The 24,533-nt window shown below is 59.5% G+C and carries 31 protein-coding genes; 21 read left to right on the forward strand and 10 right to left on the reverse strand.

From position 1 onward, the window contains the following. Positions 1-5 precede the first annotated feature (5 nt). The 14 genes from ACM6IQ_RS18745 (at position 6) to recX (ending at position 9,828) form a co-directional block, all read left to right on the forward strand. Entirely contained in the window at positions 6-434 is a 429-nt protein-coding gene (locus ACM6IQ_RS18745; RefSeq protein WP_414879516.1) for a phage tail assembly chaperone, read from the forward strand. 101 nt (positions 435-535) lie between these two features. After that, positions 536-745 carry a hypothetical protein gene (locus ACM6IQ_RS18750; RefSeq protein WP_017336746.1) on the forward strand — a complete coding sequence of 70 codons (210 nt, stop codon included), beginning with the start codon at positions 536-538 and terminating at the stop codon, positions 743-745. Positions 746-747: 2 nt separating this feature from the next. Then, positions 748-1,914 (forward strand): tail protein, encoded by a 1,167-nt coding sequence (locus ACM6IQ_RS18755; RefSeq protein WP_017336747.1) that lies wholly within the window; start codon positions 748-750, stop codon positions 1,912-1,914. Then, positions 1,914-2,420 (forward strand): phage major tail tube protein, encoded by a 507-nt coding sequence (locus tag ACM6IQ_RS18760; RefSeq protein ID WP_017336748.1) that lies wholly within the window; start codon positions 1,914-1,916, stop codon positions 2,418-2,420. Before ACM6IQ_RS18755 ends, ACM6IQ_RS18760 begins: the two co-directional genes overlap by 1 nt. A gap of 76 nt (positions 2,421-2,496) precedes the next feature. Continuing rightward, on the forward strand, positions 2,497-3,081 hold the full coding sequence (locus tag ACM6IQ_RS18765; protein WP_414879517.1) for a phage tail assembly protein: 585 nt from the start codon (positions 2,497-2,499) through the stop codon (positions 3,079-3,081). A gap of 128 nt (positions 3,082-3,209) precedes the next feature. Beyond that, entirely contained in the window at positions 3,210-4,892 is a 1,683-nt protein-coding gene (locus tag ACM6IQ_RS18770; RefSeq protein ID WP_414879518.1) for a hypothetical protein, read from the forward strand. Continuing rightward, positions 4,892-5,275 (forward strand): phage tail protein, encoded by a 384-nt coding sequence (locus ACM6IQ_RS18775; RefSeq protein WP_017336752.1) that lies wholly within the window; start codon positions 4,892-4,894, stop codon positions 5,273-5,275. The genes ACM6IQ_RS18770 and ACM6IQ_RS18775 overlap by 1 nt, the downstream gene beginning before the upstream one ends. After that, entirely contained in the window at positions 5,268-5,480 is a 213-nt protein-coding gene (locus ACM6IQ_RS18780; RefSeq protein WP_414879519.1) for a tail protein X, read from the forward strand. The genes ACM6IQ_RS18775 and ACM6IQ_RS18780 overlap by 8 nt, the downstream gene beginning before the upstream one ends. A 9-nt stretch (positions 5,481-5,489) precedes the next feature. Next, the gene (locus ACM6IQ_RS18785; RefSeq protein WP_414879520.1) at positions 5,490-6,506 is read left to right on the forward strand and encodes a phage late control D family protein; all 1,017 of its coding nucleotides are present in this window, start codon (positions 5,490-5,492) and stop codon (positions 6,504-6,506) included. Between the two features lie 47 nt (positions 6,507-6,553). Continuing rightward, complete coding sequence (locus ACM6IQ_RS18790) at positions 6,554-7,117, forward strand: glycoside hydrolase family 19 protein (protein ID WP_414879521.1); 564 nt, start codon at positions 6,554-6,556, stop codon at positions 7,115-7,117. Then, positions 7,099-7,635 carry a lysis protein gene (locus ACM6IQ_RS18795; protein ID WP_414879522.1) on the forward strand — a complete coding sequence of 179 codons (537 nt, stop codon included), beginning with the start codon at positions 7,099-7,101 and terminating at the stop codon, positions 7,633-7,635. The genes ACM6IQ_RS18790 and ACM6IQ_RS18795 overlap by 19 nt, the downstream gene beginning before the upstream one ends. Before the next feature lie 80 nt (positions 7,636-7,715). Further along, positions 7,716-8,216 carry a CinA family protein gene (locus tag ACM6IQ_RS18800; RefSeq protein ID WP_031318442.1) on the forward strand — a complete coding sequence of 167 codons (501 nt, stop codon included), beginning with the start codon at positions 7,716-7,718 and terminating at the stop codon, positions 8,214-8,216. Between the two features lie 83 nt (positions 8,217-8,299). Beyond that, a complete protein-coding gene (gene recA / locus ACM6IQ_RS18805) occupies positions 8,300-9,352 on the forward strand; it encodes a recombinase RecA (RefSeq protein WP_017336758.1) in 1,053 nt (350 codons plus the stop codon). Between the two features lie 8 nt (positions 9,353-9,360). Next, the gene (recX, locus tag ACM6IQ_RS18810) at positions 9,361-9,828 is read left to right on the forward strand and encodes a recombination regulator RecX (protein ID WP_017336759.1); all 468 of its coding nucleotides are present in this window, start codon (positions 9,361-9,363) and stop codon (positions 9,826-9,828) included. Between the two features lie 43 nt (positions 9,829-9,871). Here recX and ACM6IQ_RS18815 read toward each other — a convergent pair whose 3' ends face one another. Continuing rightward, a complete protein-coding gene (locus tag ACM6IQ_RS18815) occupies positions 9,872-10,990 on the reverse strand; it encodes a TIGR00730 family Rossman fold protein (RefSeq protein WP_017336760.1) in 1,119 nt (372 codons plus the stop codon). Between the two features lie 366 nt (positions 10,991-11,356). Here ACM6IQ_RS18815 and ACM6IQ_RS18820 point away from each other — a divergent pair, with 366 nt between their 5' ends. After that, a complete protein-coding gene (locus tag ACM6IQ_RS18820) occupies positions 11,357-11,557 on the forward strand; it encodes a hypothetical protein (protein ID WP_017336761.1) in 201 nt (66 codons plus the stop codon). 1 nt (position 11,558) lies between these two features. Here the strand turns inward: ACM6IQ_RS18820 and ACM6IQ_RS18825 are convergent, their stop codons facing one another. Further along, entirely contained in the window at positions 11,559-11,984 is a 426-nt protein-coding gene (locus ACM6IQ_RS18825; RefSeq protein ID WP_017336762.1) for a PA3611 family quorum-sensing-regulated virulence factor, read from the reverse strand. A gap of 188 nt (positions 11,985-12,172) precedes the next feature. Here ACM6IQ_RS18825 and ACM6IQ_RS18830 point away from each other — a divergent pair, with 188 nt between their 5' ends. The 3 genes from ACM6IQ_RS18830 to ACM6IQ_RS18840 all read left to right on the forward strand — a co-directional run bounded on the left by ACM6IQ_RS18830 (position 12,173) and on the right by ACM6IQ_RS18840 (position 14,214). After that, positions 12,173-12,916: a tRNA-uridine aminocarboxypropyltransferase gene (locus ACM6IQ_RS18830; RefSeq protein ID WP_017336763.1), complete on the forward strand. Its 744-nt coding sequence runs from the start codon at positions 12,173-12,175 to the stop codon at positions 12,914-12,916. A 209-nt stretch (positions 12,917-13,125) separates the two neighbouring features. Continuing rightward, positions 13,126-13,776, forward strand: coding sequence for a response regulator transcription factor ErdR (gene erdR, locus ACM6IQ_RS18835; protein ID WP_017336764.1), 651 nt, complete (start codon positions 13,126-13,128; stop codon positions 13,774-13,776). 75 nt (positions 13,777-13,851) lie between these two features. Continuing rightward, positions 13,852-14,214, forward strand: coding sequence for a diacylglycerol kinase (locus tag ACM6IQ_RS18840; RefSeq protein ID WP_017336765.1), 363 nt, complete (start codon positions 13,852-13,854; stop codon positions 14,212-14,214). On the opposite strand, the gene ACM6IQ_RS18845 is transcribed toward ACM6IQ_RS18840, so the two are convergent. Then, positions 14,211-15,137 (reverse strand): LysR family transcriptional regulator, encoded by a 927-nt coding sequence (locus tag ACM6IQ_RS18845; RefSeq protein ID WP_031318445.1) that lies wholly within the window; start codon positions 15,135-15,137, stop codon positions 14,211-14,213. The genes ACM6IQ_RS18840 and ACM6IQ_RS18845 overlap by 4 nt on opposite strands. 122 nt (positions 15,138-15,259) lie before the next feature. Here ACM6IQ_RS18845 and fpr point away from each other — a divergent pair, with 122 nt between their 5' ends. Continuing rightward, entirely contained in the window at positions 15,260-16,039 is a 780-nt protein-coding gene (fpr, locus tag ACM6IQ_RS18850; protein WP_003443014.1) for a ferredoxin-NADP reductase, read from the forward strand. Positions 16,040-16,171: 132 nt separating this feature from the next. Here the strand turns inward: fpr and tsaA are convergent, their stop codons facing one another. The 6 genes from tsaA to rimO all read right to left on the reverse strand — a co-directional run bounded on the left by tsaA (position 16,172) and on the right by rimO (position 21,398). Beyond that, on the reverse strand, positions 16,172-16,870 hold the full coding sequence (tsaA, locus tag ACM6IQ_RS18855) for a tRNA (N6-threonylcarbamoyladenosine(37)-N6)-methyltransferase TrmO (protein WP_017336767.1): 699 nt from the start codon (positions 16,868-16,870) through the stop codon (positions 16,172-16,174). Between the two features lie 192 nt (positions 16,871-17,062). Beyond that, the gene (locus ACM6IQ_RS18860; RefSeq protein ID WP_414879523.1) at positions 17,063-17,833 is read right to left on the reverse strand and encodes an SDR family oxidoreductase; all 771 of its coding nucleotides are present in this window, start codon (positions 17,831-17,833) and stop codon (positions 17,063-17,065) included. A gap of 195 nt (positions 17,834-18,028) precedes the next feature. Next, positions 18,029-18,499, reverse strand: a complete 471-nt coding sequence (locus ACM6IQ_RS18865; RefSeq protein ID WP_017336769.1) for a DUF1456 family protein — start codon at positions 18,497-18,499, stop codon at positions 18,029-18,031. 75 nt (positions 18,500-18,574) lie between these two features. Then, positions 18,575-19,285: an rRNA pseudouridine synthase gene (locus ACM6IQ_RS18870; protein ID WP_017336770.1), complete on the reverse strand. Its 711-nt coding sequence runs from the start codon at positions 19,283-19,285 to the stop codon at positions 18,575-18,577. A gap of 187 nt (positions 19,286-19,472) precedes the next feature. Next, positions 19,473-19,946, reverse strand: coding sequence for a GNAT family N-acetyltransferase (locus tag ACM6IQ_RS18875; RefSeq protein WP_017336771.1), 474 nt, complete (start codon positions 19,944-19,946; stop codon positions 19,473-19,475). Between the two features lie 114 nt (positions 19,947-20,060). Beyond that, positions 20,061-21,398: a 30S ribosomal protein S12 methylthiotransferase RimO gene (gene rimO / locus ACM6IQ_RS18880; RefSeq protein ID WP_017336772.1), complete on the reverse strand. Its 1,338-nt coding sequence runs from the start codon at positions 21,396-21,398 to the stop codon at positions 20,061-20,063. Between rimO and ACM6IQ_RS18885 the strand changes: the two genes are divergently transcribed. Beyond that, positions 21,397-21,633 (forward strand): hypothetical protein, encoded by a 237-nt coding sequence (locus ACM6IQ_RS18885; RefSeq protein WP_414879524.1) that lies wholly within the window; start codon positions 21,397-21,399, stop codon positions 21,631-21,633. The genes rimO and ACM6IQ_RS18885 overlap by 2 nt on opposite strands. A 52-nt stretch (positions 21,634-21,685) precedes the next feature. After that, a complete protein-coding gene (locus tag ACM6IQ_RS18890) occupies positions 21,686-23,587 on the forward strand; it encodes a potassium transporter Kup (protein WP_414879525.1) in 1,902 nt (633 codons plus the stop codon). Between the two features lie 209 nt (positions 23,588-23,796). Here ACM6IQ_RS18890 and ACM6IQ_RS18895 read toward each other — a convergent pair whose 3' ends face one another. Then, entirely contained in the window at positions 23,797-24,102 is a 306-nt protein-coding gene (locus ACM6IQ_RS18895; protein WP_414879526.1) for a DUF3077 domain-containing protein, read from the reverse strand. Between the last annotated feature and the right edge of the window lie 431 nt (positions 24,103-24,533).

Below are 24,533 nucleotides of genomic sequence, written 5' to 3' on the forward strand. Positions count from 1 at the left end.
AACAAATGAAGCGTTTTTATAGTCCGAGTACAGGCACTACTTATTTGGAGGGTATTCATACAGAAATGCCTCCAGACGCTGTTGATATTTCCGAAGCGTTGTACCTGTCGGTCATTGGTAATCCTACGCCTGGCAAGGTACGCGCTCATGACGAGCGTGGTTTGCCCTATCTGATAGACGCACGTGAGCCGGACCCAGATCTTCCAGCGCAGGAGCGCACTTGGCGCGATGTTCAATTGCCGGCGGTTATGTGGCTGCGAGAGCGCCATCGCGATCAACTTGAAATCGCTGGCCCTACAACGCTTTCCGCTGAGCGGTTCGATGAACTTTTGGTGTACATCCAGGCCCTGCGCGACTGGCCACAATCAGCAGATTTCCCTGACAGCCAATACCGCCCGGTCGCCCCACTCTGGATCGCCGAACAAACCCAATAAACGCCCCGCACCGTCGGGGCGTTTTCTTTCCCGCAATACAACAAACACAACACCCGACAGCCCCTTCCCCAAGGGGCTTTTTCGTTCAAGGAGAAACAGAAATGGCAGAACGCCAAACGTACACCGTGCTCCTCCCATTCCCCACCGGGGGTGGTCACTGGTCGAGCATCGGCCAGGAATTGCAACTGCTCGATGTGGAGGCCAGTGCGTTGCGCAGCGCTGGTCGTCTGGAGCTGAAAAATACCGCGGTTGCCGAGTCGGCCGCATCCTCCACCCCGGCCAAGAAGGCCGCTGCCAAGAAGGCTGAATAACCATGGCTGAGGTTCTGAACTTCGAGCACAACGGCATTACCGTCAATGCCACCGAATCCCCCGAGGCCATGGGTGGCCTGGGCGACAACGTCATCGGTCTGATCGGCACCGCGCCGAAGGCGGATCCGTTGATTCCACGCAATGCGCCGTTTCGCATCAACAGCTTCACCACCCAGGCGCTGCTCGATCCGACCGGCACCGAGGCGGGCACGCTGTATCACGCGGTCTTCCAGATCCTGAAAGTGGTCAAGGTGCCGGTCTACGTGGTCATCGTCGAAGAGGGCGCGACCCCGGCGGACACGCTGAATAACGTCATCGGCGGCATCGATCCGCTGACCGGTCGCAAGCTCGGCCTCGCGGCGTTGGGCAGCGTGCCTGAGGACCTGACCATCATCGGCGCGCCGGGCTTCACCAGCACCAAAGCCGTGGCCGGTGAGTTCGCGTCTTTCGGCAAGCGCATCAAGGCCCGTGTGGTGCTCGACGGCAAGGACGCCGCGGTCGCCGACCAAGTGACTTACAGCCAGGAACTGGGCGGCGCGGAGCTGGGTTTCGACCGCTGCCTGCTGGTGCACAACATGCCGTCGGTGTACTCCAAGGCCGCCAAGAAAAACGTGTTCCTGTCGCCGTCGAGCCTGGCCATCGCAGCGCTGGCCAAGGTCAAGCAATGGGAAAGCCCGGGCAATCAGGTGACCTTCGCCGAGGACGTTTCGCGGGTCGTGGAATACAACATCCTCGACACCTCCACCGAGGGCGATCTGCTCAACCGCTACGGCATCAGCTACTACGCCCGCACCATCCTCGGCGGCTTCTCACTGCTGGGTAACCGCTCGATCACCGGCAAGTTCATCAGCTACGTCGGCCTCGAAGATGCGATCAGCCGCAAGCTGGTCAAGGCCGGCCAGAAAGCCATGGCCAAGAACCTGACCAAGTCGTTCATGGACCAGGAGGTCAAGCGCATCAATGACTGGCTGCAAACCCTGGTCGCCGACGAAACCATTCCAGGCGGCAGCGTGTACCTGCACCCGGAATTGAACAGCGTCGAGAAGTACAAGAACGGCACCTGGTACGTGGTCATCGACTACGGCCGCTACGCGCCGAACGAACACATGGTTTATCAACTCAATGCCCGCGATGAAATCATCGAGCAGTTCCTGGAGGACGTTCTCTAATGTTTACCAACCGCGTAAGACAGGCCATCGCGGCCACCCTGCAAGGCCTGCCGTTGTCGGCGACGGTGGAAGAGTTCACCCCGCCGAAGATCGAGTTCGAGATGGAGAACATGACCGGCGGGCGCTTCATCGGCGAGGAAATGGCCAAGAGCGGCAAAGCCCTCACCGCCACGCTCAAGCTGCAAGGCGTGGGCGCAGAAGTCATGCTCGCCCTGGGTGTGAAACTGGGCGACGACATTTTGCTGAACGTCCGTGAGGCCGGTCAGGATCAGGATGGCAACACCTGGTTCACCTACCACACCGTCGGCGGCAAGTTGAAGTCCCTGGCCGAGACGGCGCTCAAAATGAATGACAAACCGACCACCACGCTTGAGCTCTCCTGCCGCACCTACAACCGTCTGGAAAACGGCATCCCGGTGATCGACATCGACGTGCGCACCCAGAAGTTCGTGCTCAACGGCGTCGACATTCTCGGCGACGCCCGCCGCGCAGTGCTGATCCCTTGAACCTGTGGGAGCGAGCCCACCCAGGTTCGCTCCCACAAGGTTTGCTGGTCTCATGATTCACCAAGGAATTCATTTCATGTCCTGGACACCTCCTGTTCACGCCTTGTTGTCGCCGATCGCGGCCGACGATCAGTCGTCGATCGAGCAGATTCAGCTCAAACCGTTGTACTACGCCGCACAGAAAGAAGCCCTGACCCGTGCCGGCGACGATGAGGACGATCAGTTCTTCGAACTGGCGCTGCTGGCCACCGGCCTGTCGGTCAAGGAACTCGATCAACTCAAGCGCCCGGACTACGTGAGCATCGCGCAGTACGTGCACGAGATGTCGACGTTGCCGACGTCGCATTTCCTTGAGCAAGCGTACGAGGGTGAACCACCGTCGGCCGATCCCGACGACGTGACCTTGTTGCAACCGCTCGCCGTGGCGGGTCGAACCCTCACCACGCTGACTCTGGAAATGCCGGTGCTGCGCGCGACCAAAGCGATGAAAAAACTCAAGACGCCCAAGGAACGCGCCGAGTTCATCACCGCTCATTGCACCGGGCTGATGATTCCCGATCTGGCCCTGCTGACCGTGCCCGACTGGACACAGCTTCAGGTACGCATCGACGATTTTTTAAACAAACCGGCGGCCTTCTTTCGGAGCGCGACATCGAAGTAATCCTCGATGTGGTGCCGCTCATTTACCCGGTAAGTGAAGCGGACATTCTGGAGTGGGACGTCGGCAAGGCATTGCGCCGCTACGACATCGCGATCACTCGCCTTGGCGTGAAACAGGAGTAGAGCGGGATGGCAGACAGTCAATATTCGCTGGCCAGTGCGGCGATCAATAGCATGGGGTCGCCGGCAATGGGCGGCGGGTCAGCAACCCTCGGGCTGGCCGGTTTCATCGCCCCGCTGGCGCAGCTCAACCAGGCACTGAACACGGTCAGCCTGGACATACGCTTACTGACGGCAGGGCAGAACAAGCTGGGTGAAGCGCTGACGTCGCTGACAGCGGTAGTGTCTTCAGCACGCTCGGCATTCAAACGGCTCGGAGTGGGACCTGCCGCTGACAGCCCATCGCCATCGAACCTCGATGGCATGGCGGCGACTGAAACGCCCGATCAATTGGGCGCCCCCAACCTGAATGTCGATGGGGCAGGCCTGCGCTCCACTCTGCGCAGCAGTGGCGAGGCCGGTGTGGTGGCGGTGACGGCGCCCGAGCGGACGGCTGCAATCGCCGCCACGCCTCAGAATCCCGTTGTGCGCAAGGACGCGTCCGATAAAGCCGCCACTGCGACGTCAACGGTCGAAAGCAATGGCTCGACAGGGCAGACCGTCAAAGACGAAGGGCGCAATTCGACACCCGGCAGGGACGTGCTGGATGCGAGTCTCAGTCGCCTGGGGCGCGCAGTAACGCCAGACATGTCCGGCCCGCTGACGTCTCTTTCTGCTCAGGTCGACAAGCTCAGTTCGGTTGCCGAGCAACATCCCGTAATTGCCACAGGGCTGGCGGCTGTTGCGGTCACGCTCTCTTCCATCGCGTCCGTCGTGGGTGCCGCCGTCGCCACCGAAGCGTTGACCAACGTTGCCAAGAAAATCCTGAAGCGAACGGCGCCACGCCTGGCCTGGGGCCTGGGGGATCTGATCGGCGAGGACAATCGCGGCGCCGACCAGGACAACAAGCCTCCGCCGCCGAAAAAGAGGACGGAAAGCAGCCTGGGTTACACGGGTGATCAGGCACGCAAGAAACGCAGGAACGCAAAACCGGACAAAGCCAAGGGGCAGGGCAATCCGAAGGGTCAATCGCAATTTGATGTCACTGTGCAGCCTCGGGTCGATAGACCGGCAGTGGCCCCGATTCTGGCTCAGGCTCAAACTCTGGCTCCAGCTCCAGCTCCAGCTCCAGCTCCAGCTCCAGCTCCGGCTCCGGCTCAGCGTCTGGTGCAATTTGCTGGCTCCAGTCCGGCCAGCCCGTTGCTCGGCAAAGCCGCCAAGGTCGGCTCCTTCCTCCCTAAAAGAGCACCAGGGCTGAACTTGCTCAGCGCCGGGGTCGATATCGCACAAGGTGTCGCCACTGGAGACACCAAAGCCGTCGCGTCCTCTGCCGGGATGGTGGCCGGTTCTTATGCGGGCGCAGCGCTCGGTACGATGATATTTCCAGGCGTGGGCACGGCCATCGGCGGCTTTCTCGGCGGCATCGCCGGATCCTGGCTGGGCGAAAAACTGGCCACACCTTCCGACCAGCTCGGTGCCCCTGATCAAGTCAGCAAAGACCTGACCAGCGCCTCGACACAGACACAAACACAGCAGATCAATTATTCACCGTCAATCCAGGTCACCTGCACGGGGGCGGATAACTCCGAGCACATCCGAACGATCGTGGCGCAGCAACTGCAGACGCAGTTCCACGGTGAATTTGTCCCCCTGATAACCACCAACGCCCTCGCCACTCGACGAGGTGCGGCCCTGACCGATGGAGGTCTGTAATGCGTCAGCAAATGGCATTGGGCAGTTTCATTTTCGGCCTGTCCCGTCACTTCGCGTACAGCGGCATCGTGCACAGCTCGGATGGAGGCTGGGTGGAGCTGGACATTGTGACCGGCAAGCCGAAATCCAGTCAGACCGGGCAAAAGGCCCAGACATTGAGGATTACGGGGACGTCGATGTACGCGGTGGCCATGGACCGGCTCAATGAGCTGCGCACGCTACAGGAACAGCGCAAACCGGTGCCGTTGGTAGATGGCATCGGACGCAGCTGGGGGCTTTGGCGAATCAACACGGTGACGGAAACCCAGAGCATGATCATCGATGACGGTACGGCGATGGTCGTCAGTTGGGCAGTAGACCTGTCGGAGTTCATCCATGCGTAGAGTTCGAAGTCTGGCCGGTGATTCGGTGAACCTGTTGCTGTACCGCGAACTGGGTCGCTGTGACGATGCCGTCGAAGAAGCACTGTGGCGGCTCAACCCCACACTGGCGGAACCGGGGCCGGTATTGCCTGCGGGCGTCTGGGTGGTACTGCCGGAAATTGACGCAAAACCCGTTGTGATCACGCCGGTTACCGCGTGGGATTAAGGAGGCTCCATGGCATTGGGTTTCACGCCAGCGGTATACATTTATGGGGCCAATGAGGCCCTGATCAATAAGCGCCTGATCAGCTGGGAGCACATCGATGCCGCCGGTATCGAGTCCGATCAATTGACCTTGACGCTCGACCTGGAAGGGCTCGAAGGCCTGCCGATCCTGGGCGGCAAGGTGGGCTTGCGGGTTGGTTACGTGGAGTCCGGGTGGGTGGACAAGGGCCAGTTCATGGTGTCTCGCCTGACACCGACGCTGTTCCCGCTTCGCTTGACACTGGTGGCCACCGCGGCGCCGTTCAGTGTCGCGGACAAGACCGGGTTCCTGCTGCGTCGATCCGCCAGTCACGGCCCGACCACCCTGGGTGCGCTGTTTCGCGAGATAGCTTCCCGGCACGGCTTTTCGCCACGTGTGGCTCCCCAACTGGCACTGAAAAAAATCGATCACATCGATCAGTCCAACGAAAGCGACATGGCGTTCCTGACACGCCTTGCCCTCAGGCATCACGCAATCGCCAAACCGGTGAATGAACTGTATGTGCTGGCGCTTCCCGGTCAGATCAAGTCGCTGTCGGGCAAGGTGTTGCCCGAGGTGAAATTGTCGGTGACCACGGACAATCGTCCAGGCGATCGCGCCTTCATCTCCGCCACGCTCGATGACACTGCCCGGGCGAAAAACCAGGGCTGCAAGACGAGTTGGTGGGACGCGGCGGCCGGGGTGGTGCGGGTGGTTGAAACCGGTAGCGCGCCGTTCAAGGTCATCGGCCGGCTTTGTCAGAATGAAGAAGAGGCCAGGGACGTCGGAGAGGGTGAGGTGCGCAAATTGTTGCGTGAAAAACTCAAGGTAAAAATCGCCTGTCCTGGCAATCCGGCCCTGTCCGCCGAGGGCGTTTTGCTGCTGGACCCTTCCTGGCCGGATTTCATGCGCGGTTACTGGTCAATCGACAAGGTCACTGCCAGCGGCGACAAATTTCAAAGCTATCGCTGCGTGATCGACGCGACCTGCCTGGACGCCACCCAATAACGCATTGGCGCGGTCTGGCTAATCAAATGGCGAAGGGAACACGACTCATGCCGCTGACGGTTCTGCAATTACAGCAAATACTTCCAGACGCCCGCAGCCAAGCGGGCGTTTTCATTTCCGCCCTCAATGGCGCCATGGATGGCCATTCCATAAACACGCCCAAACGCCGCGCCGCTTTCCTTGCGCAAGTGGGTCACGAATCGGGGCAGTTGCAGTACGTGCGCGAACTCGGCAGTGACCGGTATTTGAGCAAATACGACACCGGCCTGTTAGCCGCTCGTTTGGGTAATACAGCAGCGCTCGACGGCGACGGTCAAAAGTACCGCGGTCGTGGCTTGATTCAGATCACTGGCCGCCACAACTATCAACAGTGCAGTGTCGGTGTATTCGGCGACGAGCGACTGCTCGAATTACCGGAACTGCTGGAGCAACCGCGATGGGCTGCGGAATCTGCCGCCTGGTTCTGGGCACAAAACGGCCTCAACGAACTGGCTGATCGTGACCAGTTCAACAGCATCACCCGCCGGATCAATGGTGGGCTGAACGGGCTGCAAGACCGTTTGCAACTGTGGGCGCGGGCGAGGGCGGTGTTATGCCAGCCTTCGGTTTGATCCCTTTATCGTGGCGGGTTGCTGGAATTGTTGTGTTACTGGCCGTGTTGGCCGGTGGCTCGGCGGCGGTGGCCTGGCGATTTCAGGATGGACGTTACGGGCGCCAACTGGCGGAGCTCGACAGGCAGCACGCGGCGACGCTCAACCGGCTAACCCTGGCGGCCGCCGCCCGGCAACAGGCCGAGCAGGACAAGCGCCTGGCGCTGGAGCAACGGCTGTCGGTCAGCGAACACACCCATTATCGAGCGCTTAACGATGCCCAACGTGATCAAGGTCGCTTGCGCGACCGTCTTGCCACTGCTGATGTGCGGCTGTCAGTCCTCCTCGATGCCAGCGACACTGCCACTGGCTGCGCAGTGCCAACCGCCTCCGGCACCGGCGGCGTGGATCATGGCCCCCTACGCGCCCGACTTGACCCGGCGCATGCTCAACGAATTATCGCCATCACCGACACCGGCGACCGTGCACTGATTGCCTTGCAGGCGTGTCAGGCCTATATCCGGGCGCTGCGGCGCTAACATTTTGATCGATCCTGTAACTTGCAAGCGCGATCCGCTCGTGTACGGTAGTTCCCATTCCGCTCGCTCAGGAGATGACCGTGAAAGAAATCACCCAACTGGCCGCTGAACTTGGCAGGCGCCTTCAGGTTCTCAATGCTCACGTCACGGCGGCCGAGTCCTGCACCGGCGGTGGGATTTCCGAGGCCATCACACGCATTCCCGGGAGTTCGGCATGGTTCGAGGCGGGTTATGTCACGTACTCCAACCGTCAGAAAACCGAGCAATTGAATGTCCCGGCCGAGTTGTTTGCGACGGTGGGGGCGGTCAGTCGCGAGGTGGTCGAGGCCATGGTGCGAGGTGCGCAGGAAAAAAGCCGGGCGTCTTTTGCAGTGGCGGTCAGCGGTGTAGCAGGGCCGGACGGTGGTTCGCCGAACAAGCCGGTAGGCACGGTCTGGCTGGCGTGGGGGGTGGGTGAGCGGGTCTTCAGCGAGGTGCAGCACTTCCCCGGTAACCGCGACGAGGTCCGCCGACAAACGGTGAAGGCCGCGCTAGAGGGGCTGCTGCGCCATGCCTCTGGAGAAATCTCAAATCAGGGGTAGGCGATACTGAATCGCTGTGGAATAATACTGTCTACTTATACAGGTGTTGGCCGTCAGGCCTTATTGATTACGTGAGGACTTTAATGGACGACAACAAGAAGAAAGCCTTGGCTGCGGCCCTGGGTCAGATCGAACGTCAATTCGGCAAGGGTGCCGTAATGCGTATGGGCGATCAGGACCGTCAGGCGATCCCGGCTATCTCCACGGGCTCTCTGGGGCTGGACATCGCGCTCGGCATTGGCGGTCTGCCAAAAGGCCGTATCGTTGAAATCTACGGTCCTGAATCCTCCGGTAAAACCACACTGACCCTGTCGGTGATCGCCCAGGCTCAGAAAGCCGGCGCGACCTGCGCATTCGTCGACGCCGAACACGCTCTCGACCCTGAGTACGCCGGCAAACTCGGCGTCAACGTCGACGACCTGCTGGTTTCCCAGCCGGACACTGGCGAGCAGGCCCTGGAAATCACCGACATGCTGGTGCGTTCCAACGCGGTTGACGTGATCATCGTCGACTCCGTGGCTGCCCTGGTACCCAAGGCTGAAATCGAAGGCGAAATGGGTGACATGCACGTGGGCCTGCAAGCCCGTCTGATGTCCCAGGCGCTGCGTAAAATCACCGGTAACATCAAGAACGCCAACTGCCTGGTGATCTTCATCAACCAGATCCGTATGAAAATCGGCGTGATGTTCGGCAGCCCGGAAACCACCACCGGTGGTAACGCGCTGAAGTTCTATGCGTCGGTTCGTCTGGACATCCGCCGTACTGGCGCGGTGAAAGAAGGTGATGAAGTCGTCGGTAGTGAAACCCGCGTCAAGGTTGTGAAGAATAAGGTCGCTTCGCCGTTCCGCCAGGCCGAGTTCCAGATTCTTTACGGCAAGGGCATCTACCTCAACGGTGAGATGATCGACCTGGGTGTTCTGCACGGTTTCGTAGAGAAGTCCGGTGCCTGGTATGCCTACGAAGGCACCAAGATCGGTCAGGGCAAGGCCAACTCGGCCAAGTTCCTGGCGGACAACCCGGAAATCGCCGCGAAACTTGAGAAGCAGCTGCGCGACAAACTGCTGACTCCAGCGCCGGACGTCAAAGCATCGCCAGTCAAAGAGACTGAAGATGACCTGGCTGACGCTGATATCTGATTGATCCGATGACCGCCGTACTCGATACACTCGTCGCAGTGCGGCGAACCGCAATGGACCTGCTCGCACGCCGCGAGCATGGTCGAGTCGAGCTGACGCGTAAACTGCGTCAGCGCGGCGCCCTCCCTGAAATGATCGACACTGCACTCGACCGCTTGACGGAAGAAGGCCTGCTGTCCGAATCCCGTTACCTCGAAAGCTTCGTTTCCTACCGTGCCCGTTCCGGCTATGGCCCTTTGCGTATCCGCGAAGAGTTGAGCCAGCGTGGCCTGCAACGCAGCGACATCGAACTCGCGTTACGTGAGAGCGGTATCAACTGGCAGGAACAACTGGAAGACACCTGGCGGCGCAAGTTTTCCGGGCATTTACCGATCGACGCCCGGGAACGTGCCAAACAAGGGCGGTTCCTGAGTTATCGGGGCTATTCCATGGAAATGATCAGCCGCTTGTTCAGCGGCCGAGGGATGGACGATTGACTGAAACGGCTCGCTATTTCGATAGCGGGCCGTTTTTTTTGCCTCACGTAACCTTCGAGGGTTCCCGCGTGCGTTGTTGTGCCTGAGGTTTGGGCTGCGCCCAGTTTTCCGGCAGGTTGATGTAATCCACCAGTTCCCGCAGGCGTCCATGGTCACGCGCGTTGAAGGTAAAGGCCAGGCGTGCAAGGTGGCTGAACTGCGGCTCGTCGTGCTCCTCACCGCTGTAGACATGCTGATGGAAGTGATCGCTCAGGCACAGGTCGGCGAAGGCGTGCTGCATGTGTTCCAGCGCATCGTCACTGAGCTGGTGATTCATGCGGATCACGAACTGATGCTTGAGCCAGCGGCTGGAGTGGAAGTTGCTGTAGAACTGATTGATCTGTTCCACCGCCTCTTCGGCGCTATAGACCAGGCTCACCAGCTTCATGTCGGTGGGCAGGATGTAGCGGTTTTCCTCCAGTTGATGGTGAATGAAGTCCAGGGCGCCTTGCCAGAATTTGCCTCCCGGAGCGTCCAGCAGTACCACCGGCACCAGCGGGCTTTTACCGGTCTGGATCAGCGTCAGCACTTCAAGCGCCTCGTCCAGCGTACCGAAACCGCCGGGGCACAGGACCAGCGCATCGGCTTCCTTGACGAAGAACAGCTTGCGGGTAAAGAAGAAGTGGAACGGCAGCAGGTTGGCGGTGCCGTTCACAGTGGGATTGGCATGTTGCTCGAAGGGCAGGGTGATGTTGAACCCCAGGCTGTGTTCCAGGCCGGCACCTTCGTGGGCGGCCGCCATGATGCCGCCGCCGGCACCGGTGATCACCATCAGGTCCGAGCGCGCCAGTGCCGCGCCGAGTTCTCGGGCCAGACCGTATAACGGGTGTTCTATCGGCGTTCGGGCCGAGCCGAACACAGTAACTTTACGCCGCCCCCGGAACTGTTCGAGCACGCGGAAGGCATGTTCCAGTTCGCGCAGGGCTTGCAGGGTGATCTTGGCATTCCAGCGATTGTGATCTTCCTGGGCCATGCGCAGCACGGTCAGGATCATGTCTCGGTAGATCGGGATGTTCGGGCTGTTGGGCGAAACCAGGTTGAGTTGTTCTTCGACCTTGCTGGTGAGGTCGTGGCCGCTTTCTTCGAAATGACGGCTCAGGAGGTCATTCGGTTGGTAAGGCATCAACTTCTCCTTCCATACAGGCTCTGTTGTTCCTTTGGATGAAGGAAACATTCGCATCAAACATCGCAAACCAGGCAGCCCCTTTTCTGCCCTGAAAAGTGAACGGGAATACTATGAATCTAGACCCTCGCGGTGATTTGCGCTGGCCTGATCATTGCGCTGCAAAGTCTTTCCTGGCAACCGCTTAATGACGATTTGCAAAGTGATTTCACCGCTCGTCTGAACGCACGCCGAGTGAGCTGTACTCTGATTTACTGAATAACAGGCGTGACATGACAACTTTGCGTCAATGGCAGGGCGCACGATACAAGCGGTTCAAGGATTTTGTCGCTCAAGCAAGGGCGAAGTGCAAGGAGGCGGGATGCTATGGCCAGAGTCATTCTGGAGATCGATACGCAACTGTATCGATTATTGAAGTCATCGGCCGAGACCAATCATTTGAGTCTTGAAGAGGAGTGCTGCCGGCGTCTGGAGGGAGCCGACCGGCGCTCACGCTATTTGCAGGCGCTTCTGGCAGAACTGCGCGCCGAGGATGAACAGCGGCGCGCCAATTCCCATTCCCCTTGAATTACTTTTTCTTCGCCGGTGTCGCTTTCGGGCAATCCGATTCCTGATAGCTGGCGGAGCCGACCGAGCGGTTGGTCTTCACCTCGGTGAAGTCGTAACGCATGACCGCGCCCTTGGCCATCAGTTTGCGGAACGACGGGTTGTTGCACACAGAGGCGCCCAGTTGGAAATACACGGCTTTGGGGTCAGCGCGCATCTTGTTGGCGTGGCTGCTTTGCACGCTCAAGTGGTTGATCAACACATTGCCTTCGGCGGTGTAGCCCTGATCGAGAATGTCTTCGTTGATCGCCCGTGGCGTGCCGACGCTGCTTTGGGCGGCGACGTTGCGCAGCTCTCTGTTGAGATTCTGCTCACTCAAGGACGCAGCCTGAGCGTTGAAGGACGACGCCAGCAGAATGGCAGCGGTGGGAACGATAAGGCGCAACATGAAACTCTCCTGGTTCAGTGACTGGTGCTTCGACCCGTCACATGACTGTGCGTTCAGTGGTGACGAATTATAGGGGAGCCTGTCTGGACGGTACAGGCTTGCGCCGGCCGCTCTGGTAAACTGCCGGCCTTTATGGCCCCCTGAGTGTTATTCGTGCCGAGTTTTCCTGTCTGCCGGTGTTACCTGCGATGAACCACGCCCCCAACGCCGTAGCCCGCTTGCGTGACCAGCGCGAAGAGGAGGGCATCAAGCCGATTCAGGCCCGTGGCTGGCGGGCACCCCGTTGCCGTGCCTGTCGCGTGATCGAGAGCCATTGCCTGTGCGCGTGGCGTCCGCAGGTCGAGACCCGCTCTGGCGTGTGCCTGATCATGACCAACAAGGAAGTGTTCAAACCGAGCAATACGGGGTGGCTGATCGCTGACGTGGTGCGCGACAACCATGCGTTCATCTGGTCGCGTACGGAAACCGATCCGCAGCTGCTGGCATTGCTCGCCGACCCGCAATGGCAACCGTATCTGGTCTTTCCCGGCGAGTACGTTGCGCCTGAACGAGTGACGAACACGGTCGAAGTCGATAGCGCCAAGCGGCCGCTGTTCATTCTGCTGGACGCGACCTGGACCGAAGCCCGGAAGATATTCCGCAAAAGTCCTTATTTCGATGCGCTGCCGATCCTGAGCCTGTTGCCCGAGAAGCTTTCACGTTATCGGCTGCGCCGGTCGACCCGCAGCGAGCATTTGTGCACGGCCGAAGTGGCGGCGTTGTGCCTCGATCTGGCGGGAGATGGCGCTGCCGCGTCGGCACTGGACGCTTATTTCGATGTGTTCAGCCAGCATTACCTCGATGCCAAACGCCAGCTGGAAATGGACGTCACGACACCGGCACATGCCGAGCTGATGCCTTTCGTGCAGAAAACGGCTGCTGTCTCGGCCTGATTGTCGCCCATACTGCAAAGAACTGTACCGGCCAGACACCTTGACCACCCCGGTTTCGCTGGGCATGCTTGGCGCCGATTAGGGCGCGGCCAAAGTTTGATACGCCGTTTCTTTACGTGAATTGCCACGTGATTGGCGTTGAACGTGCCCTGTTGGTGCAGCTCCGTGGCTGTACCTCGAGTTGTTAGAAAAACAGGATCATTTGAAAAATGGCCACATACGAAATCCTGATTGCCGATGACCACCCTCTTTTTCGTAGCGCCCTGCATCAGGCGTTGACCCTTGGCCTTGGCCCGGACGTCCGTCTGGTGGAAGTGGCTAGCATTGCCGAGCTGGAAACCCGTCTGGACGAAAAGTCCGACTGGGATCTGGTGCTGCTGGACCTGAACATGCCGGGAGCCTACGGTTTTTCCGGGCTGGTGCTGTTGCGCGGTCAGTACCCGCAAATTCCAGTGGTGATGGTGTCGGCCCAGGAAGAGGCCTCGATCATGGTCAAGTCCCGTGAGTTCGGGGCCAGTGGTTTCATTCCCAAATCGAGTGACCTGAGCGTTATCCAGAAAGCCGTACGTGCGGTGCTGGATGGCGATGTGTTCTGGCCGCCCCAGGCGTTTGAAGCAGTCAGCGTTTCCGACGAAGCCAAGGCCGCCAGCGAAGGCCTTGCCAGCCTGACGCCGCAGCAGTTCCGGGTGTTGACCATGGTCTGCGAAGGTTTGTTGAACAAGCAGATTGCCTACGAACTGAGCGTGTCCGAAGCAACAATCAAGGCACACGTCACGGCGATTTTCCGTAAGCTGAATGTGCGCACCCGGACCCAGGCGGCGTTGCTCCTGCAACAACTTGAGTCAATTTCAAGCCACTAAAGGTTGGCCCCTTCACGCTTTTTTGACTTCGGTTGATCTAGCTTTCCCACTCCTTTTTTGGTCAGTTGCCACTTTATGTCCCCTTTCAAAGGCCAGACCGGCCTGAAACGCATCCTCAACGCTTCCGGTTACTCCCTGGACGGCCTGCGCGCAGCCTTCACCGGCGAAGCGGCTTTTCGGCAACTGGTGTTGCTCAATGTCATCCTGATCCCGATTTCGTTCTTTTTGAACGTCAGCCGCGTCGAGCAGGCGCTGTTGATTGCCGTCTGTTTGTTGGCATTGATCGTCGAGTTGCTCAACTCTGCGGTGGAAGCGGCCATTGACCGCATCTCCCTTGAGCTTCACCCGCTGTCCAAGAACGCCAAGGACATGGGCAGCGCCGCCCAGTTCGTAGCGTTGACCATGATCGGGCTGGTGTGGGCGGTGATCCTGCTTTAAGCGATGGTGGGCAGCACGATCTCGTCGCTGCGCTGCACCCCGGCGGTGAAGGCGCGGCACAGGTCGAGGAATTCGCGCATCGCTGACGTCTGATATTTCTGTTTGTGCCAGATGAAGTAGAACTGCCGCGCCAGGTCCAGGTCCGGTGTCTCCACCGGCACCAGGCTGCCGCGGCGGAATGCATCGCGCAGGGCCAGCCGTGAAATGCAGCCAATGCCCAATCCCGACTCTACCGCGCGCTTGATCGCTTCAGTGTGTTCCAGCTCCAGGCGGATATTCAACGCGCTGCGATGGTGACGCATGGCCTGATCAAAGGTCAGCCGCGTACCAGAGCCCTGTTCCCGCAGGATCCACGCCTCATGGCTCAGTTCTTCCATGGTCGCCGTGCCGCGAATGGCCAGCGGGTGCTGGGGCGCGCAGAACACCACCAGCTCATCCTCGACCCAACTCTGTACTTCGATGTCCGGATGGCTGCAGTCGCCTTCGATTAGACCCAGATCAATTTCATAGTGGGCAACTTGCTGCACGATGTTGGCAGTGTTTTGCACGTGCAGCTTCACCTGGCTTTCCGGGTGGAGTTGCATGAAGCTGCCGATCAGCAGCGTGGCGAGGTAATTACCGATGGTCAGCGTCGCGCCGACAGCCAAAGAGCCGAAGCCGGACTTGCCGTTGAGCAGGTCTTCGATTTCCTTGGACTGGTCGAGCAGCGCCACCGCTTGCGGCAACAGCTGTTTGCCGAGGGCGTTGAGACTCAACCGTTTGCCCGCGCGATCGAACAGCTGACAGCTCGACTGGCGTTCCAGTTCGGTGATGGAGGTGCTCGCCGCCGATTGCGACAGGTTGAGCAAGCCCGCAGCACGGGATACGCTTTCCTGCTGGGCGACGGCGACAAAGACTTGAAGTTGACGGAGAGTAAATCGCATATCTATATAACCGATAACCCTTATCTTAATAATCCATTTAACAGATATTGTCGCTGCCATTAGAATGCTATGCAATTGCGCACATCATAGGCGCAGGCAAAATCTCCAGGAGTCCCACGTACATGAGCAACATGAACCACGAGCGTGTCCTCAGTGTTCACCACTGGAACGACACTCTGTTCAGCTTCAAGTGCACCCGCGATCCGGGCCTGCGCTTCGAGAACGGTCAGTTCGTGATGATCGGCCTGCAACAGCCCAACGGCCGGCCGCTCATGCGCGCCTACTCGATTGCCAGCCCGAACTGGGAAGAGCATCTCGAGTTCTTCAGCATCAAGGTGCCTGATGGCCCGTTGACTTCCCAGTTGCAGCATCTGAAGGAAGGCGACGAGATCATCATCAGCAAGAAGCCTACCGGCACGCTGGTGCTGGATGACTTGAAGCCTGGCAAACATTTGTACCTGCTCAGCACCGGTACCGGCCTGGCGCCGTTCATGAGCGTCATCCAGGACCCGGAAACCTACGAGCGTTTCGAAAAAGTGATCCTGTGCCACGGCGTACGTTACGTCAACGAAGTCGCTTACCGCGAATTCATCACCGAGCACTTGCCGCAGAACGAGTTCTTCGGCGAGGCCCTGCGTGACAAGTTGATCTACTACCCGACCGTGACCCGTGAGCCGTTCGAGAACGAAGGTCGCCTGACCGACCTGATGCGCAGCGGCAAGCTGTTCAGCGACATCGGTCTGCCACCGATCAACCCGCAGGACGACCGTGCCATGCTGTGCGGCAGCCCGAGCATGCTCGACGAGACCAGCGAAGTGTTGAACAGCTTCGGCCTGAAAGTTTCGCCGCGGATGCGCGAGCCGGGTGATTACCTGATCGAGCGTGCGTTCGTCGAGAAGTAAGCACAACGCCTGACGGCTTTGCTTTCCCTGTGGGAGCGAGCCTGCTCGCGATAGCGGTGTATCAGTCAGCATTATTGCCGACTGCCACACCGCTATCGCGAGCAGGCTCGCTCCCACAGTGGTTTCTGGCGTTCAGGTTTTTGCGGGAATGACTTCCAGGACGCGGATGACGCCCGCCTCGGGATAATGCCAGCGCACATCCAGATCCCAGAACTGCGCTCCATATTCCCGCTCAGGCGCAGGCGTCTGATACGCCGGCCGTGGATCTTGCGCTAGGCACTGTTCAATCAACTCCACCAGCGGCTCTTCAAGACGCTGAGCGTGGCCATGAGCCTGCTGCAGCGCCGAGTCCGTCCACTGCACGGCAATCAACGGCGGCGCAGCGCTGGCGATGCTGTTGGAGGCTGTGTCGATGATGTCGGCGTAAGGCACGTAGGGTTTTATGTCGAGAATCGGCGTGCCGTCGAGCAGGTCGATGCCGGATATCCACAGGCGATTGGCTTCGACCTTGTCCAGCTTCACCACGGATTGGCCTATGCCATTGGGTCGGTGCGTCGCGCGGGTGGCGAACACGCCCATGGACTTGTTGCCGCCGAGGCGAGGAGGGCGGACTTTAAGGCGGGGTTTTTCTTCCAGGGCCTGGTGGAACAGAAACAGCAGCCAGATATGACTCACTTGCTCCAGGCCTTGCACCGCATCGCCCTGATCGAACGGCGCCACCAGTTCCAGCACGCCGCGAGCGGCCGGGGCCAGTTGTGGCTGGCGCGGGATGGCGAACTTCTCCTTGAAGCAGGAGCGAACGAAGCCGATGGGGGAAACGCTGTAGGTCATGGTTTGCGATCGAGGCGGGAATGAGGGCGAACATGATAGCCCATGCGCACCCTGTGGCGAGGGAGCTTGCTCCCGCTGGGGCACGAAGCGCCCCCAACCACCTTCACTGGTTTTATCCAGGGGAAACTCGGTGCTGTAGGCGGTTGCTTCGCAACCGAGCGGGAGCACGCTCCCTCGCCACAAAAGCGGGTATCAGAGACTAAACCCACCATCCAGCGGAATGATATTCCCGGTCATATACGCCCCGGCCGTACTCGCCAGACTGATCGCCAACGCCGCCATCTCTTCCTCGCGGCCCCAACGCTTCATCGGAATCAGCGCCGTATCGTCCGCCAGCGCCTGTTCATCGTTGCCTATGTGCTGCGTCATCTTGCTCGGAAAACGTCCCGGCGCGATCACGTTGACGTTGATGTGCTGGCTCACCAGCTCCCGCGCCAGAATCCGCGACAATTGGTGCAAGGCCGCTTTGCTCGGCCCATAGGCATACGCCTGTTCGCCGAAGGAGGAAATCGCCGCCACCGAGCCGATGTTGATGATCCGCGCCGGATTGGCTTCTGAACCGGCCTTGCGCAACAGCGGCAAGAACTGCTGGATGCAGTTGAACACCGACGTCACGTTGAGCTGCATGACCTTTTCCCAGCCCTTGACCGGGTAGCTTTCCAGGGGCGCGCCCCAGGTGGTGCCAGCGTTGTTCACCAGAATATCCAGATGGTTGATCTGTTCGCCCAGTCGCGTGGCGAGCTGAAGCACACCTTCTTCGGTGGCCAGATTGGCCGCCACGCCGTGGCAGTGACCGAGGGCACTCAGCTCCTCGGCGGTTTGCAGGCAGGCTTCGGCGTCCCGCGAGCAGACGTACACGGTGGCGCCGGCCTCGACATAGGCCTTGGCGATCATTTTGCCGATACCACGGGTGCCGCCGGTCACCAGAGCGGTGCGGCCTTGCAGGGAAAAGTACGGGTGCATGGCGAATCCTGAGAGCTGAGGGTCAATACACCCTAGTCGTCAGCCGCCCGAAGCGGAGCCACTATTTTTGCGAGGAATGAAGCTCTATACAGCCTTGTAGGCGCTGCTGAAGGCTGCGATCTTTTGATCTTGATTTCGAAAATCAAAAGATCGCAGCCTTCGGCAGCGCCTACACAGAAGATCCGCGGGGCGCGCTTACTGCGGGCGAACGCGCAGGGTCAGGCCCTTGAGGAAGTTGCGCAGCAACTGGTCGCCGCACGGGCGATAGTTGGTGTGGCCGAACTTGCGGAACAGCGCGCTCAGTTCAGGCTTGGAGACCGGGAACTCGGCGGCCTTGAGGATCGCGTGCATGTCGTCTTCTTTCAGTTCGAAGGCCACGCGCAGTTTCTTCAGGATGATGTTGTTGGTCACCGGCACTTCGATCGGCTGCGGCGGACGGCTTTCGTCCTTGCCGCGCTTGAAGATCACCAGACCGTCGAGGAAATGCGCCATGACTTCGTCCGGGCAGCGTACGAAACCTTCTTCGTCTTCTTCTTTCTTGTCGAGGTAGGTCAACAGGTCTTCCAGGGACACGTCCATGCCGCCGAGCTTGATGATCTCGATGACTTTCTTGTCGCTGATGTCGAGCATGTAGCGCACGCTGCGCAGTACGTCGTTATGAATCATGGTGTGCAATCCTGATATTCAGCAGTGGGCGCCGCACAAGCCGCGGCGCCGAAATGTATGGCGGCGTGAAAAGCCTTAGAACTTCTCTTTGCCGGACAGGTAGCGCCATTGACCCAACGGCACTTTGCCGATGGACACGCCGCCGATGCGGATGCGGCGGATGGCGACGACCTTCAGGCCGACGGCCTGGCAGAATAGGGCGATCACGCCCGGTTGTGGGTTCTTCATCGCAAAACGCAGGCGGTTTTCGTTCTGCCAGCTGGCTTTGACCGGCGGCAGTTCCTTGCCCTTGTAGGTCAGGCCGTGGTTCAGGCGGTTGAGGCCGTGGGCCACCATGTCGCCTTCAACCTCGACCACATACTCTTGCTCGATTTTCGCGGAGTCGGCGGTGAGCTTGCGCAGGATCTTCCAGTCCTGGGTGAACACCAGCAGCCCGCTGGCGTTGGCCTGCAGGTCAGTGCTGGCGGTCAGGCGCAGGAAATGGCCCTTGAGCGGACGTTTGCTGAAGCGGTGTTCCTCGCTCAGGGTGTCGGCGCTGATGGTCGCCATGGCGGTGTCCGCGTCCATGCCGGCCGGCACGTTGAACAGGATGGTCACCGGCTCCGGCGCGGTGGCCTTGGCCTCCGGGTCGAGCTCGACTTTCTGGGTGTCGACCTTGAACTGCGGCTCGTCGATGACTTCGCCGTCCACGGTGACCCAGCCGCCCTCGATGAACAGCTCAGCCTCCCGACGGGAACAGCCGACGAGTTCGATGAGGCGTTTGGAGAGACGAATCGGGTCAGTCATGACAGGGCCGTAACAAAAAAGGGGTGAGCATTGTACCTGCTGGGCGCCGGTTAATCCCGGCTCCATTTCAGTACGGTTGAATTTCCTGTGGGAGCTGGCCTGCCAGCGATACAGACGCTACGGTTTGTCGGATACACCGAGGTGATGCAATCGCTGGCAGGCCAGCTCCCACACGGGTTCTATGATGTCAGCCATTGCGCGTCCGTTGTTGCGCCTGGCGCAGCCGCATGTGCAACAGCGGATAAGGCTGGCCCATGCCGTCGACCTCCGAGCGGCCGATCACCTCGAACCCTTGTTTGAAGTAGAACCCCAGCGCCTGCGGGTTCTGCTCGTTGACGTCCAGTTCATCGGCGTTCAGGTGTTCCATGGCGTAACGCAGCAACTGTTTGCCCAGGCCCTGGCCGCGATGAGCAGGGTCGATGAAGAGCATTTCGATCTTGCCCGCCGCGACGCCGGCGAACCCGGTGATGCGCTGGCGCGCGTCCTTGGTGCAGATCAGCATGACCGCGTCGAGGTAGCGGGTCAGCACCAGGTTCTTCAACAGTTCGATGTAGCTGTCCGGCAGAAAGTCATGGGTGGCGCGCACCGAGGCCTCCCAGACTTGCGTCAGTTCCTGATAATCGCTCTGTTTCGGTGTGTGAATGACCGAATGTTGGCGCATGGCCGAATGCCCCTTTTCACCGATGGTTGTGCGAGTCCTTTCTTCCACAAAACGATAGACGTAAAAAAGCCCCGCATCTCGTCAAGAGAGCAGGGCTTTTCGTATTTTTTGCGTTTAGATCTGTTCAGCCCACAGGTCGTATTCGTCGGCGTCGGTCACTTTGCACCAGACCTTGTCGCCTGGCTTGAGGTTGCTGCCGTTGTCGATGAACACGTTGCCGTCGATTTCCGGGGCATCGAAGAAGCAGCGGCCAACGGCGCCTTGCTCGTCGACTTCATCGACCAGCACTTCGATTTCACGGCCGACGCGCATTTGCAGACGCGCCGAGCTGATGGCCTGCTGGTGCGCCATGAAGCGGTCCCAGCGGTCTTGCTTGACGTCGTCCGGAACGATGGCCGCGTCCAGCAGATTGGCCGGTGCGCCTTCGACCGGCGAGTACTGGAAGCAGCCGACGCGGTCGAGCTGGGCTTCGGTCAGCCAGTTCAGCAGGTACTGGAAGTCTTCTTCGGTTTCGCCGGGGAAGCCGACGATGAAGGTCGAACGGATGATCAGGTCCGGGCAGATCTCGCGCCAGTTCTTGATGCGCGCCAGGGTCTTGTCTTCGAACGCCGGGCGTTTCATGGCTTTCAGGACTTTCGGGCTGGCGTGCTGGAACGGGATGTCCAGGTACGGCAGGATCTTGCCAGCAGCCATCAGCGGGATCAGCTCGTCGACGTGCGGGTACGGGTAGACGTAGTGCAAGCGCACCCAGACGCCGAGGGTGCTCAGGGCTTCGCAGAGTTCGGTCATGCGGGTTTTCACCGGCGCACCATTCCAGAAACCGGTGCGGTATTTCACGTCGACGCCGTAGGCGCTGGTGTCCTGCGAGATCACCAACAGCTCTTTGACGCCGGCCTTGACCAGGCGCTGGGCCTCGTCGAGCACGTCACCGACCGGACGGCTGACCAGTTTGCCGCGCATCGACGGAATGATGCAGAAGCTGCAGCTGTGGTTGCAGCCTTCGGAAATCTTCAGGTACGCGTAGTGGCGCGGGGTCAGCTTGATGCCTTGCGGCGGCACCAGGTCGATCAGCGGGTTGTGATCCTGACGCGGCGGCACAACGTCGTGCACGGCATTGACCACTTGCTCGTACTGCTGCGGACCGGTCACGGCCAGCACGCTCGGGTGCACGTTGCGGATGGTGCCTTCTTCGACGCCCATGCAGCCGGTCACGATGACCTTGCCGTTTTCCTTGATGGCTTCACCGATCACTTCCAGGGATTCGGCCTTGGCCGAGTCGATGAAGCCGCAGGTGTTGACCACCACGACATCGGCGTCCTGGTAGGTGGACACAACGTCATAACCTTCCATGCGCAGCTGGGTAAGGATGCGCTCGGAGTCGACCAGTGCTTTGGGGCAACCCAGGGATACGAAGCCAACCTTTGGATTGGCCGGCGCAGGAGTGGTGGACATGTCTAACCTCGGTATTTGTGACGCCTCCAGCCGAAGACGGCAAGGCGACAAACGGGCGCTTGCTGCGCCTCTGATCAAAAAGTGCGCAATTCTAGCGATGAGACGTTCAATTGACCAGCTTTATGGAGGGAAATACGACGAGTGCTGCGCTATGCTTCGCGCCGTTACGCTTTACCGATTTTTTACAGTCAACAAAACGTCTGTAACAGTACGTAAAACAGCGCATGCTGCGTGACAAAGCATAGTGCTTCTTTAAAGAAGTCCGGTCTGGGTAGTGGGAGTGTTGGATGGGTCAGGCAAGTAGTCAGGCAGCGAGCGCCGGGCATTCGGCGGCGAAGCCGATCGGCATGCTGGTCGCGGCGGTCGGGGTGGTTTATGGCGACATCGGCACGAGCCCGCTGTACACCCTTAAAGAGGTTTTCTCTGGACATTACGGCGTCCCCGTCAACCATGACGGAGTGTTCGGGATTCTTGCGCTGATCTTCTGGTCGCTGATTTGGGTGGTTTCGATCAAGTACGTGTTGTTCATTCTGCGCGCCGACAACCAAGGTGAAGGCGGGATCATGGCGCTGACGGCCTTGGCCCGGCGTGCTTCGACGCCTTATCCAAAGTTGCGCGCCGTACTGGTAATACTCGGGCTGATCGGTGCCGCACTGTTCTATGGCGACAGCATGATCACCCCGGCCATTTCCGTACTATCAGCGGTGGAAGGGCTTGAGTTGGCCTTCGACGGGCTGGAGCGCTGGGTCGTACCGTTGTCACTGATCGTGCTGGTTGGGTTGTTCCTGATCCAGAAACATGGCACGGACCGAATTGGCAAGTTGTTCGGTCCCGTGATGGTGTCGTGGTTTGTGGTGCTGGGTGTACTCGGTATCAACGGGATCATCAAGCATCCTGAAGTCCTCAGTGCGCTTAACCCGGTCTGGGGAGTGCGTTTCTTCATTGTGCACCCGGGCATGGGGGTGGCGATTCTTGGCGCGGTCGTGTTGGCATTGACCGGTGCTGAGGCCCTTTACGCCGACATGGGCCACTTTGGTCGCAAGCCGATCGCACGTGCCTGGTTTGCGCTTGTGCTGCCCGCGCTGGTGCTGAATTACTTCGGTCAGGGCGCCTTGCTGTTAGAGGACCCGGAAGCGGCGCGTAACCCTTTCTACCTGTTGGCGCCGAACTGGGCGTTGATTCCGTTGGTGATTCTGTCGACGCTGGCCACCGTTATTGCCTCGCAAGCAGTGATCTCCGGTGCGTTCTCGTTGACCCGGCAGGCGATTCAGTTGGGCTACATCCCGCGCATGCACATTCAGCACACCTCAAGTGCCGAACAAGGGCAAATTTACATTGGCGCAGTGAATTGGGCGTTGATGGTCGGCGTGATTCTGCTGGTGCTGGGCTTCGAATCATCCGGTGCGCTGGCTTCGGCCTACGGTGTTGCCGTGACCGGGACCATGCTGATTACCAGCATTCTGGTCTCGGCGGTAATTCTGCTGCTGTGGAAATGGCCACCGGTGCTGGCAGTGCCGATATTGATCGGTTTCTTGCTGGTAGATGGACTGTTTTTCGCGGCCAACGTGCCGAAAATTGTTCAGGGCGGTGCCTTCCCGGTATTGGCGGGGCTTGTGCTGTTTGTTTTGATGACCACCTGGAAGCGCGGTAAAGAGCTGCTCGTGGATCGTCTGGACGAGGGCGGGCTGCCACTGCCGATTTTCATCAGCAGTATCGCCGTGCAACCGCCGCATCGCGTCCAGGGAACTGCGGTGTTCCTCACTGCGCGCCCGGACGCCGTGCCCCACGCGCTGTTGCATAACTTATTGCATAACCAGGTACTGCACGAGCAAGTGGTGCTGTTGACCGTGGTGTACGAAGACATCCCGCGAGTACCGCCGACGCGGCGCTTCGAGGTCGATTCCTACGGCGAAGGGTTCTTCCGGGTGATCCTGCACTTTGGCTTCGTCGACGAACCGGACGTGCCGCAAGCGCTCAAGCTGTGTCATCTCGATGACCTCGACTTCAGCCCGATGCGCACCACCTACTTCCTCAGCCGCGAGACGGTCATCGCCTCCAAACTCGAAGGCATGGCGCGTTGGCGCGAGGCGTTGTTTGCGTTCATGTTGAAGAATGCCAATGGCAATCTGCGGTTCTTCAATCTGCCGTTGAACCGGGTGATTGAGTTGGGGACGCAGGTCGAGATGTAAGCCCGCGACATCAAAAAGCCCCCGTTGCCAGTGCGGCAGCGGGGGCTTTTTTGTGTCTTGCACTTGATCCGAGCTTCGCGCAGCCCCCTGTGGGAGCCTGCTCGCGAAAGCATTCTGTCAGTCACAGGTATATTGGATGTACCGCCGTCATCGCGAGCAGGCTCGCTCCCACAAGGAATCTTGGCGCCTGCTGATTTGGGCTCATGCCATCATTTTTTAGATTCGGTTTTCGTCGCAGCCGGTCGCTCCAACACTTTCACCGCATCATCCAACACGGCCTTGCTCATCGCCGTCAGATAGTGCGCGGCCCAGATATGGCGGTCGGTATCACGATTAAAGGCAGCATCTCGGGTCAGTTCCTTGGCCAGGAACAGAAAATCGGAGGCCATGGCTAGCGCATCGCCGAGGGGAACGTCTCGCGTGACATGGAACAGCGGTTGGTTTGAACAGTAGATGAAGGGGGTGAGGCCGATGGTTTTTAATTCTGAGGCTTCGGACTGTTTTGTATTTGTCATGGTTTTACTCCAGGGTTCGAGGAGCTGCCACATTCGTTTCCAAGCGAATGGGTGGCAGCTATGCGCAGGTTGGAAACCGGGAACCATGGAACCGGCACGCCCGAGGGCGTCCCACGCACAGCCGCCATTACTCTAGATTGCAGCCATAAAATCGGTTGCATTCATGCAGGGGGCTCTAGCGCTTTGATTCGACGGGTTTCCAAGCCCGATCGCTGAATGGTCAGCGACGTCCGGAGACTATCCCGTCAAAGAAAAGCGCAACAAGGCATCAAAGTGCCCAAAAAACACGATTCGGAGTTTGCCTACAAGGTCTGCGGGCGTCATCTGATATTGCGTCACCTTAAGTTAAACGAAGCTCAACACGGCGAGCGATTTTATAAGTCGCTGGAGTTTTTGCGTCGTTGTAGCCGGCGAATGAAAGCGGAGTCGTC

The sequence above is a fragment of the Pseudomonas sp. IT-P100 genome (genome assembly GCF_949767185.1).
GTDB classification, from domain to species: domain Bacteria; phylum Pseudomonadota; class Gammaproteobacteria; order Pseudomonadales; family Pseudomonadaceae; genus Aquipseudomonas; species Aquipseudomonas fluorescens_B.

What these genes read in the sequence shown, in the direction of transcription:
- ACM6IQ_RS18745 (WP_414879516.1), top strand. Translation starts at nt 6, where the DNA reads ATGAAGCGTTTTTATAGTCCGAGTACAGGCACTACTTATTTGGAGGGT.
- ACM6IQ_RS18750 (WP_017336746.1), top strand. Translation starts at nt 536, where the DNA reads ATGGCAGAACGCCAAACGTACACCGTGCTCCTCCCATTCCCCACCGGG.
- ACM6IQ_RS18755 (WP_017336747.1), top strand. Translation starts at nt 748, where the DNA reads ATGGCTGAGGTTCTGAACTTCGAGCACAACGGCATTACCGTCAATGCC.
- ACM6IQ_RS18760 (WP_017336748.1), top strand. Translation starts at nt 1,914, where the DNA reads ATGTTTACCAACCGCGTAAGACAGGCCATCGCGGCCACCCTGCAAGGC.
- ACM6IQ_RS18765 (WP_414879517.1), top strand. Translation starts at nt 2,497, where the DNA reads ATGTCCTGGACACCTCCTGTTCACGCCTTGTTGTCGCCGATCGCGGCC.
- ACM6IQ_RS18770 (WP_414879518.1), top strand. Translation starts at nt 3,210, where the DNA reads ATGGCAGACAGTCAATATTCGCTGGCCAGTGCGGCGATCAATAGCATG.
- ACM6IQ_RS18775 (WP_017336752.1), top strand. Translation starts at nt 4,892, where the DNA reads ATGCGTCAGCAAATGGCATTGGGCAGTTTCATTTTCGGCCTGTCCCGT.
- ACM6IQ_RS18780 (WP_414879519.1), top strand. Translation starts at nt 5,268, where the DNA reads ATGCGTAGAGTTCGAAGTCTGGCCGGTGATTCGGTGAACCTGTTGCTG.
- ACM6IQ_RS18785 (WP_414879520.1), top strand. Translation starts at nt 5,490, where the DNA reads ATGGCATTGGGTTTCACGCCAGCGGTATACATTTATGGGGCCAATGAG.
- ACM6IQ_RS18790 (WP_414879521.1), top strand. Translation starts at nt 6,554, where the DNA reads ATGCCGCTGACGGTTCTGCAATTACAGCAAATACTTCCAGACGCCCGC.
- ACM6IQ_RS18795 (WP_414879522.1), top strand. Translation starts at nt 7,099, where the DNA reads ATGCCAGCCTTCGGTTTGATCCCTTTATCGTGGCGGGTTGCTGGAATT.
- recA (WP_017336758.1), top strand. Translation starts at nt 8,300, where the DNA reads ATGGACGACAACAAGAAGAAAGCCTTGGCTGCGGCCCTGGGTCAGATC.
- recX (WP_017336759.1), top strand. Translation starts at nt 9,361, where the DNA reads ATGACCGCCGTACTCGATACACTCGTCGCAGTGCGGCGAACCGCAATG.
- ACM6IQ_RS18815 (WP_017336760.1), bottom strand. Translation starts at nt 10,990, where the DNA reads ATGCCTTACCAACCGAATGACCTCCTGAGCCGTCATTTCGAAGAAAGC.
- ACM6IQ_RS18820 (WP_017336761.1), top strand. Translation starts at nt 11,357, where the DNA reads ATGGCCAGAGTCATTCTGGAGATCGATACGCAACTGTATCGATTATTG.
- ACM6IQ_RS18825 (WP_017336762.1), bottom strand. Translation starts at nt 11,984, where the DNA reads ATGTTGCGCCTTATCGTTCCCACCGCTGCCATTCTGCTGGCGTCGTCC.
- ACM6IQ_RS18830 (WP_017336763.1), top strand. Translation starts at nt 12,173, where the DNA reads ATGAACCACGCCCCCAACGCCGTAGCCCGCTTGCGTGACCAGCGCGAA.
- erdR (WP_017336764.1), top strand. Translation starts at nt 13,126, where the DNA reads ATGGCCACATACGAAATCCTGATTGCCGATGACCACCCTCTTTTTCGT.
- ACM6IQ_RS18840 (WP_017336765.1), top strand. Translation starts at nt 13,852, where the DNA reads ATGTCCCCTTTCAAAGGCCAGACCGGCCTGAAACGCATCCTCAACGCT.
- ACM6IQ_RS18845 (WP_031318445.1), bottom strand. Translation starts at nt 15,137, where the DNA reads ATGCGATTTACTCTCCGTCAACTTCAAGTCTTTGTCGCCGTCGCCCAG.
- fpr (WP_003443014.1), top strand. Translation starts at nt 15,260, where the DNA reads ATGAGCAACATGAACCACGAGCGTGTCCTCAGTGTTCACCACTGGAAC.
- tsaA (WP_017336767.1), bottom strand. Translation starts at nt 16,870, where the DNA reads ATGACCTACAGCGTTTCCCCCATCGGCTTCGTTCGCTCCTGCTTCAAG.
- ACM6IQ_RS18860 (WP_414879523.1), bottom strand. Translation starts at nt 17,833, where the DNA reads ATGCACCCGTACTTTTCCCTGCAAGGCCGCACCGCTCTGGTGACCGGC.
- ACM6IQ_RS18865 (WP_017336769.1), bottom strand. Translation starts at nt 18,499, where the DNA reads ATGATTCATAACGACGTACTGCGCAGCGTGCGCTACATGCTCGACATC.
- ACM6IQ_RS18870 (WP_017336770.1), bottom strand. Translation starts at nt 19,285, where the DNA reads ATGACTGACCCGATTCGTCTCTCCAAACGCCTCATCGAACTCGTCGGC.
- ACM6IQ_RS18875 (WP_017336771.1), bottom strand. Translation starts at nt 19,946, where the DNA reads ATGCGCCAACATTCGGTCATTCACACACCGAAACAGAGCGATTATCAG.
- ACM6IQ_RS18885 (WP_414879524.1), top strand. Translation starts at nt 21,397, where the DNA reads ATGTCTAACCTCGGTATTTGTGACGCCTCCAGCCGAAGACGGCAAGGC.
- rimO (WP_017336772.1), bottom strand. Translation starts at nt 21,398, where the DNA reads ATGTCCACCACTCCTGCGCCGGCCAATCCAAAGGTTGGCTTCGTATCC.
- ACM6IQ_RS18890 (WP_414879525.1), top strand. Translation starts at nt 21,686, where the DNA reads ATGGGTCAGGCAAGTAGTCAGGCAGCGAGCGCCGGGCATTCGGCGGCG.
- ACM6IQ_RS18895 (WP_414879526.1), bottom strand. Translation starts at nt 24,102, where the DNA reads ATGACAAATACAAAACAGTCCGAAGCCTCAGAATTAAAAACCATCGGC.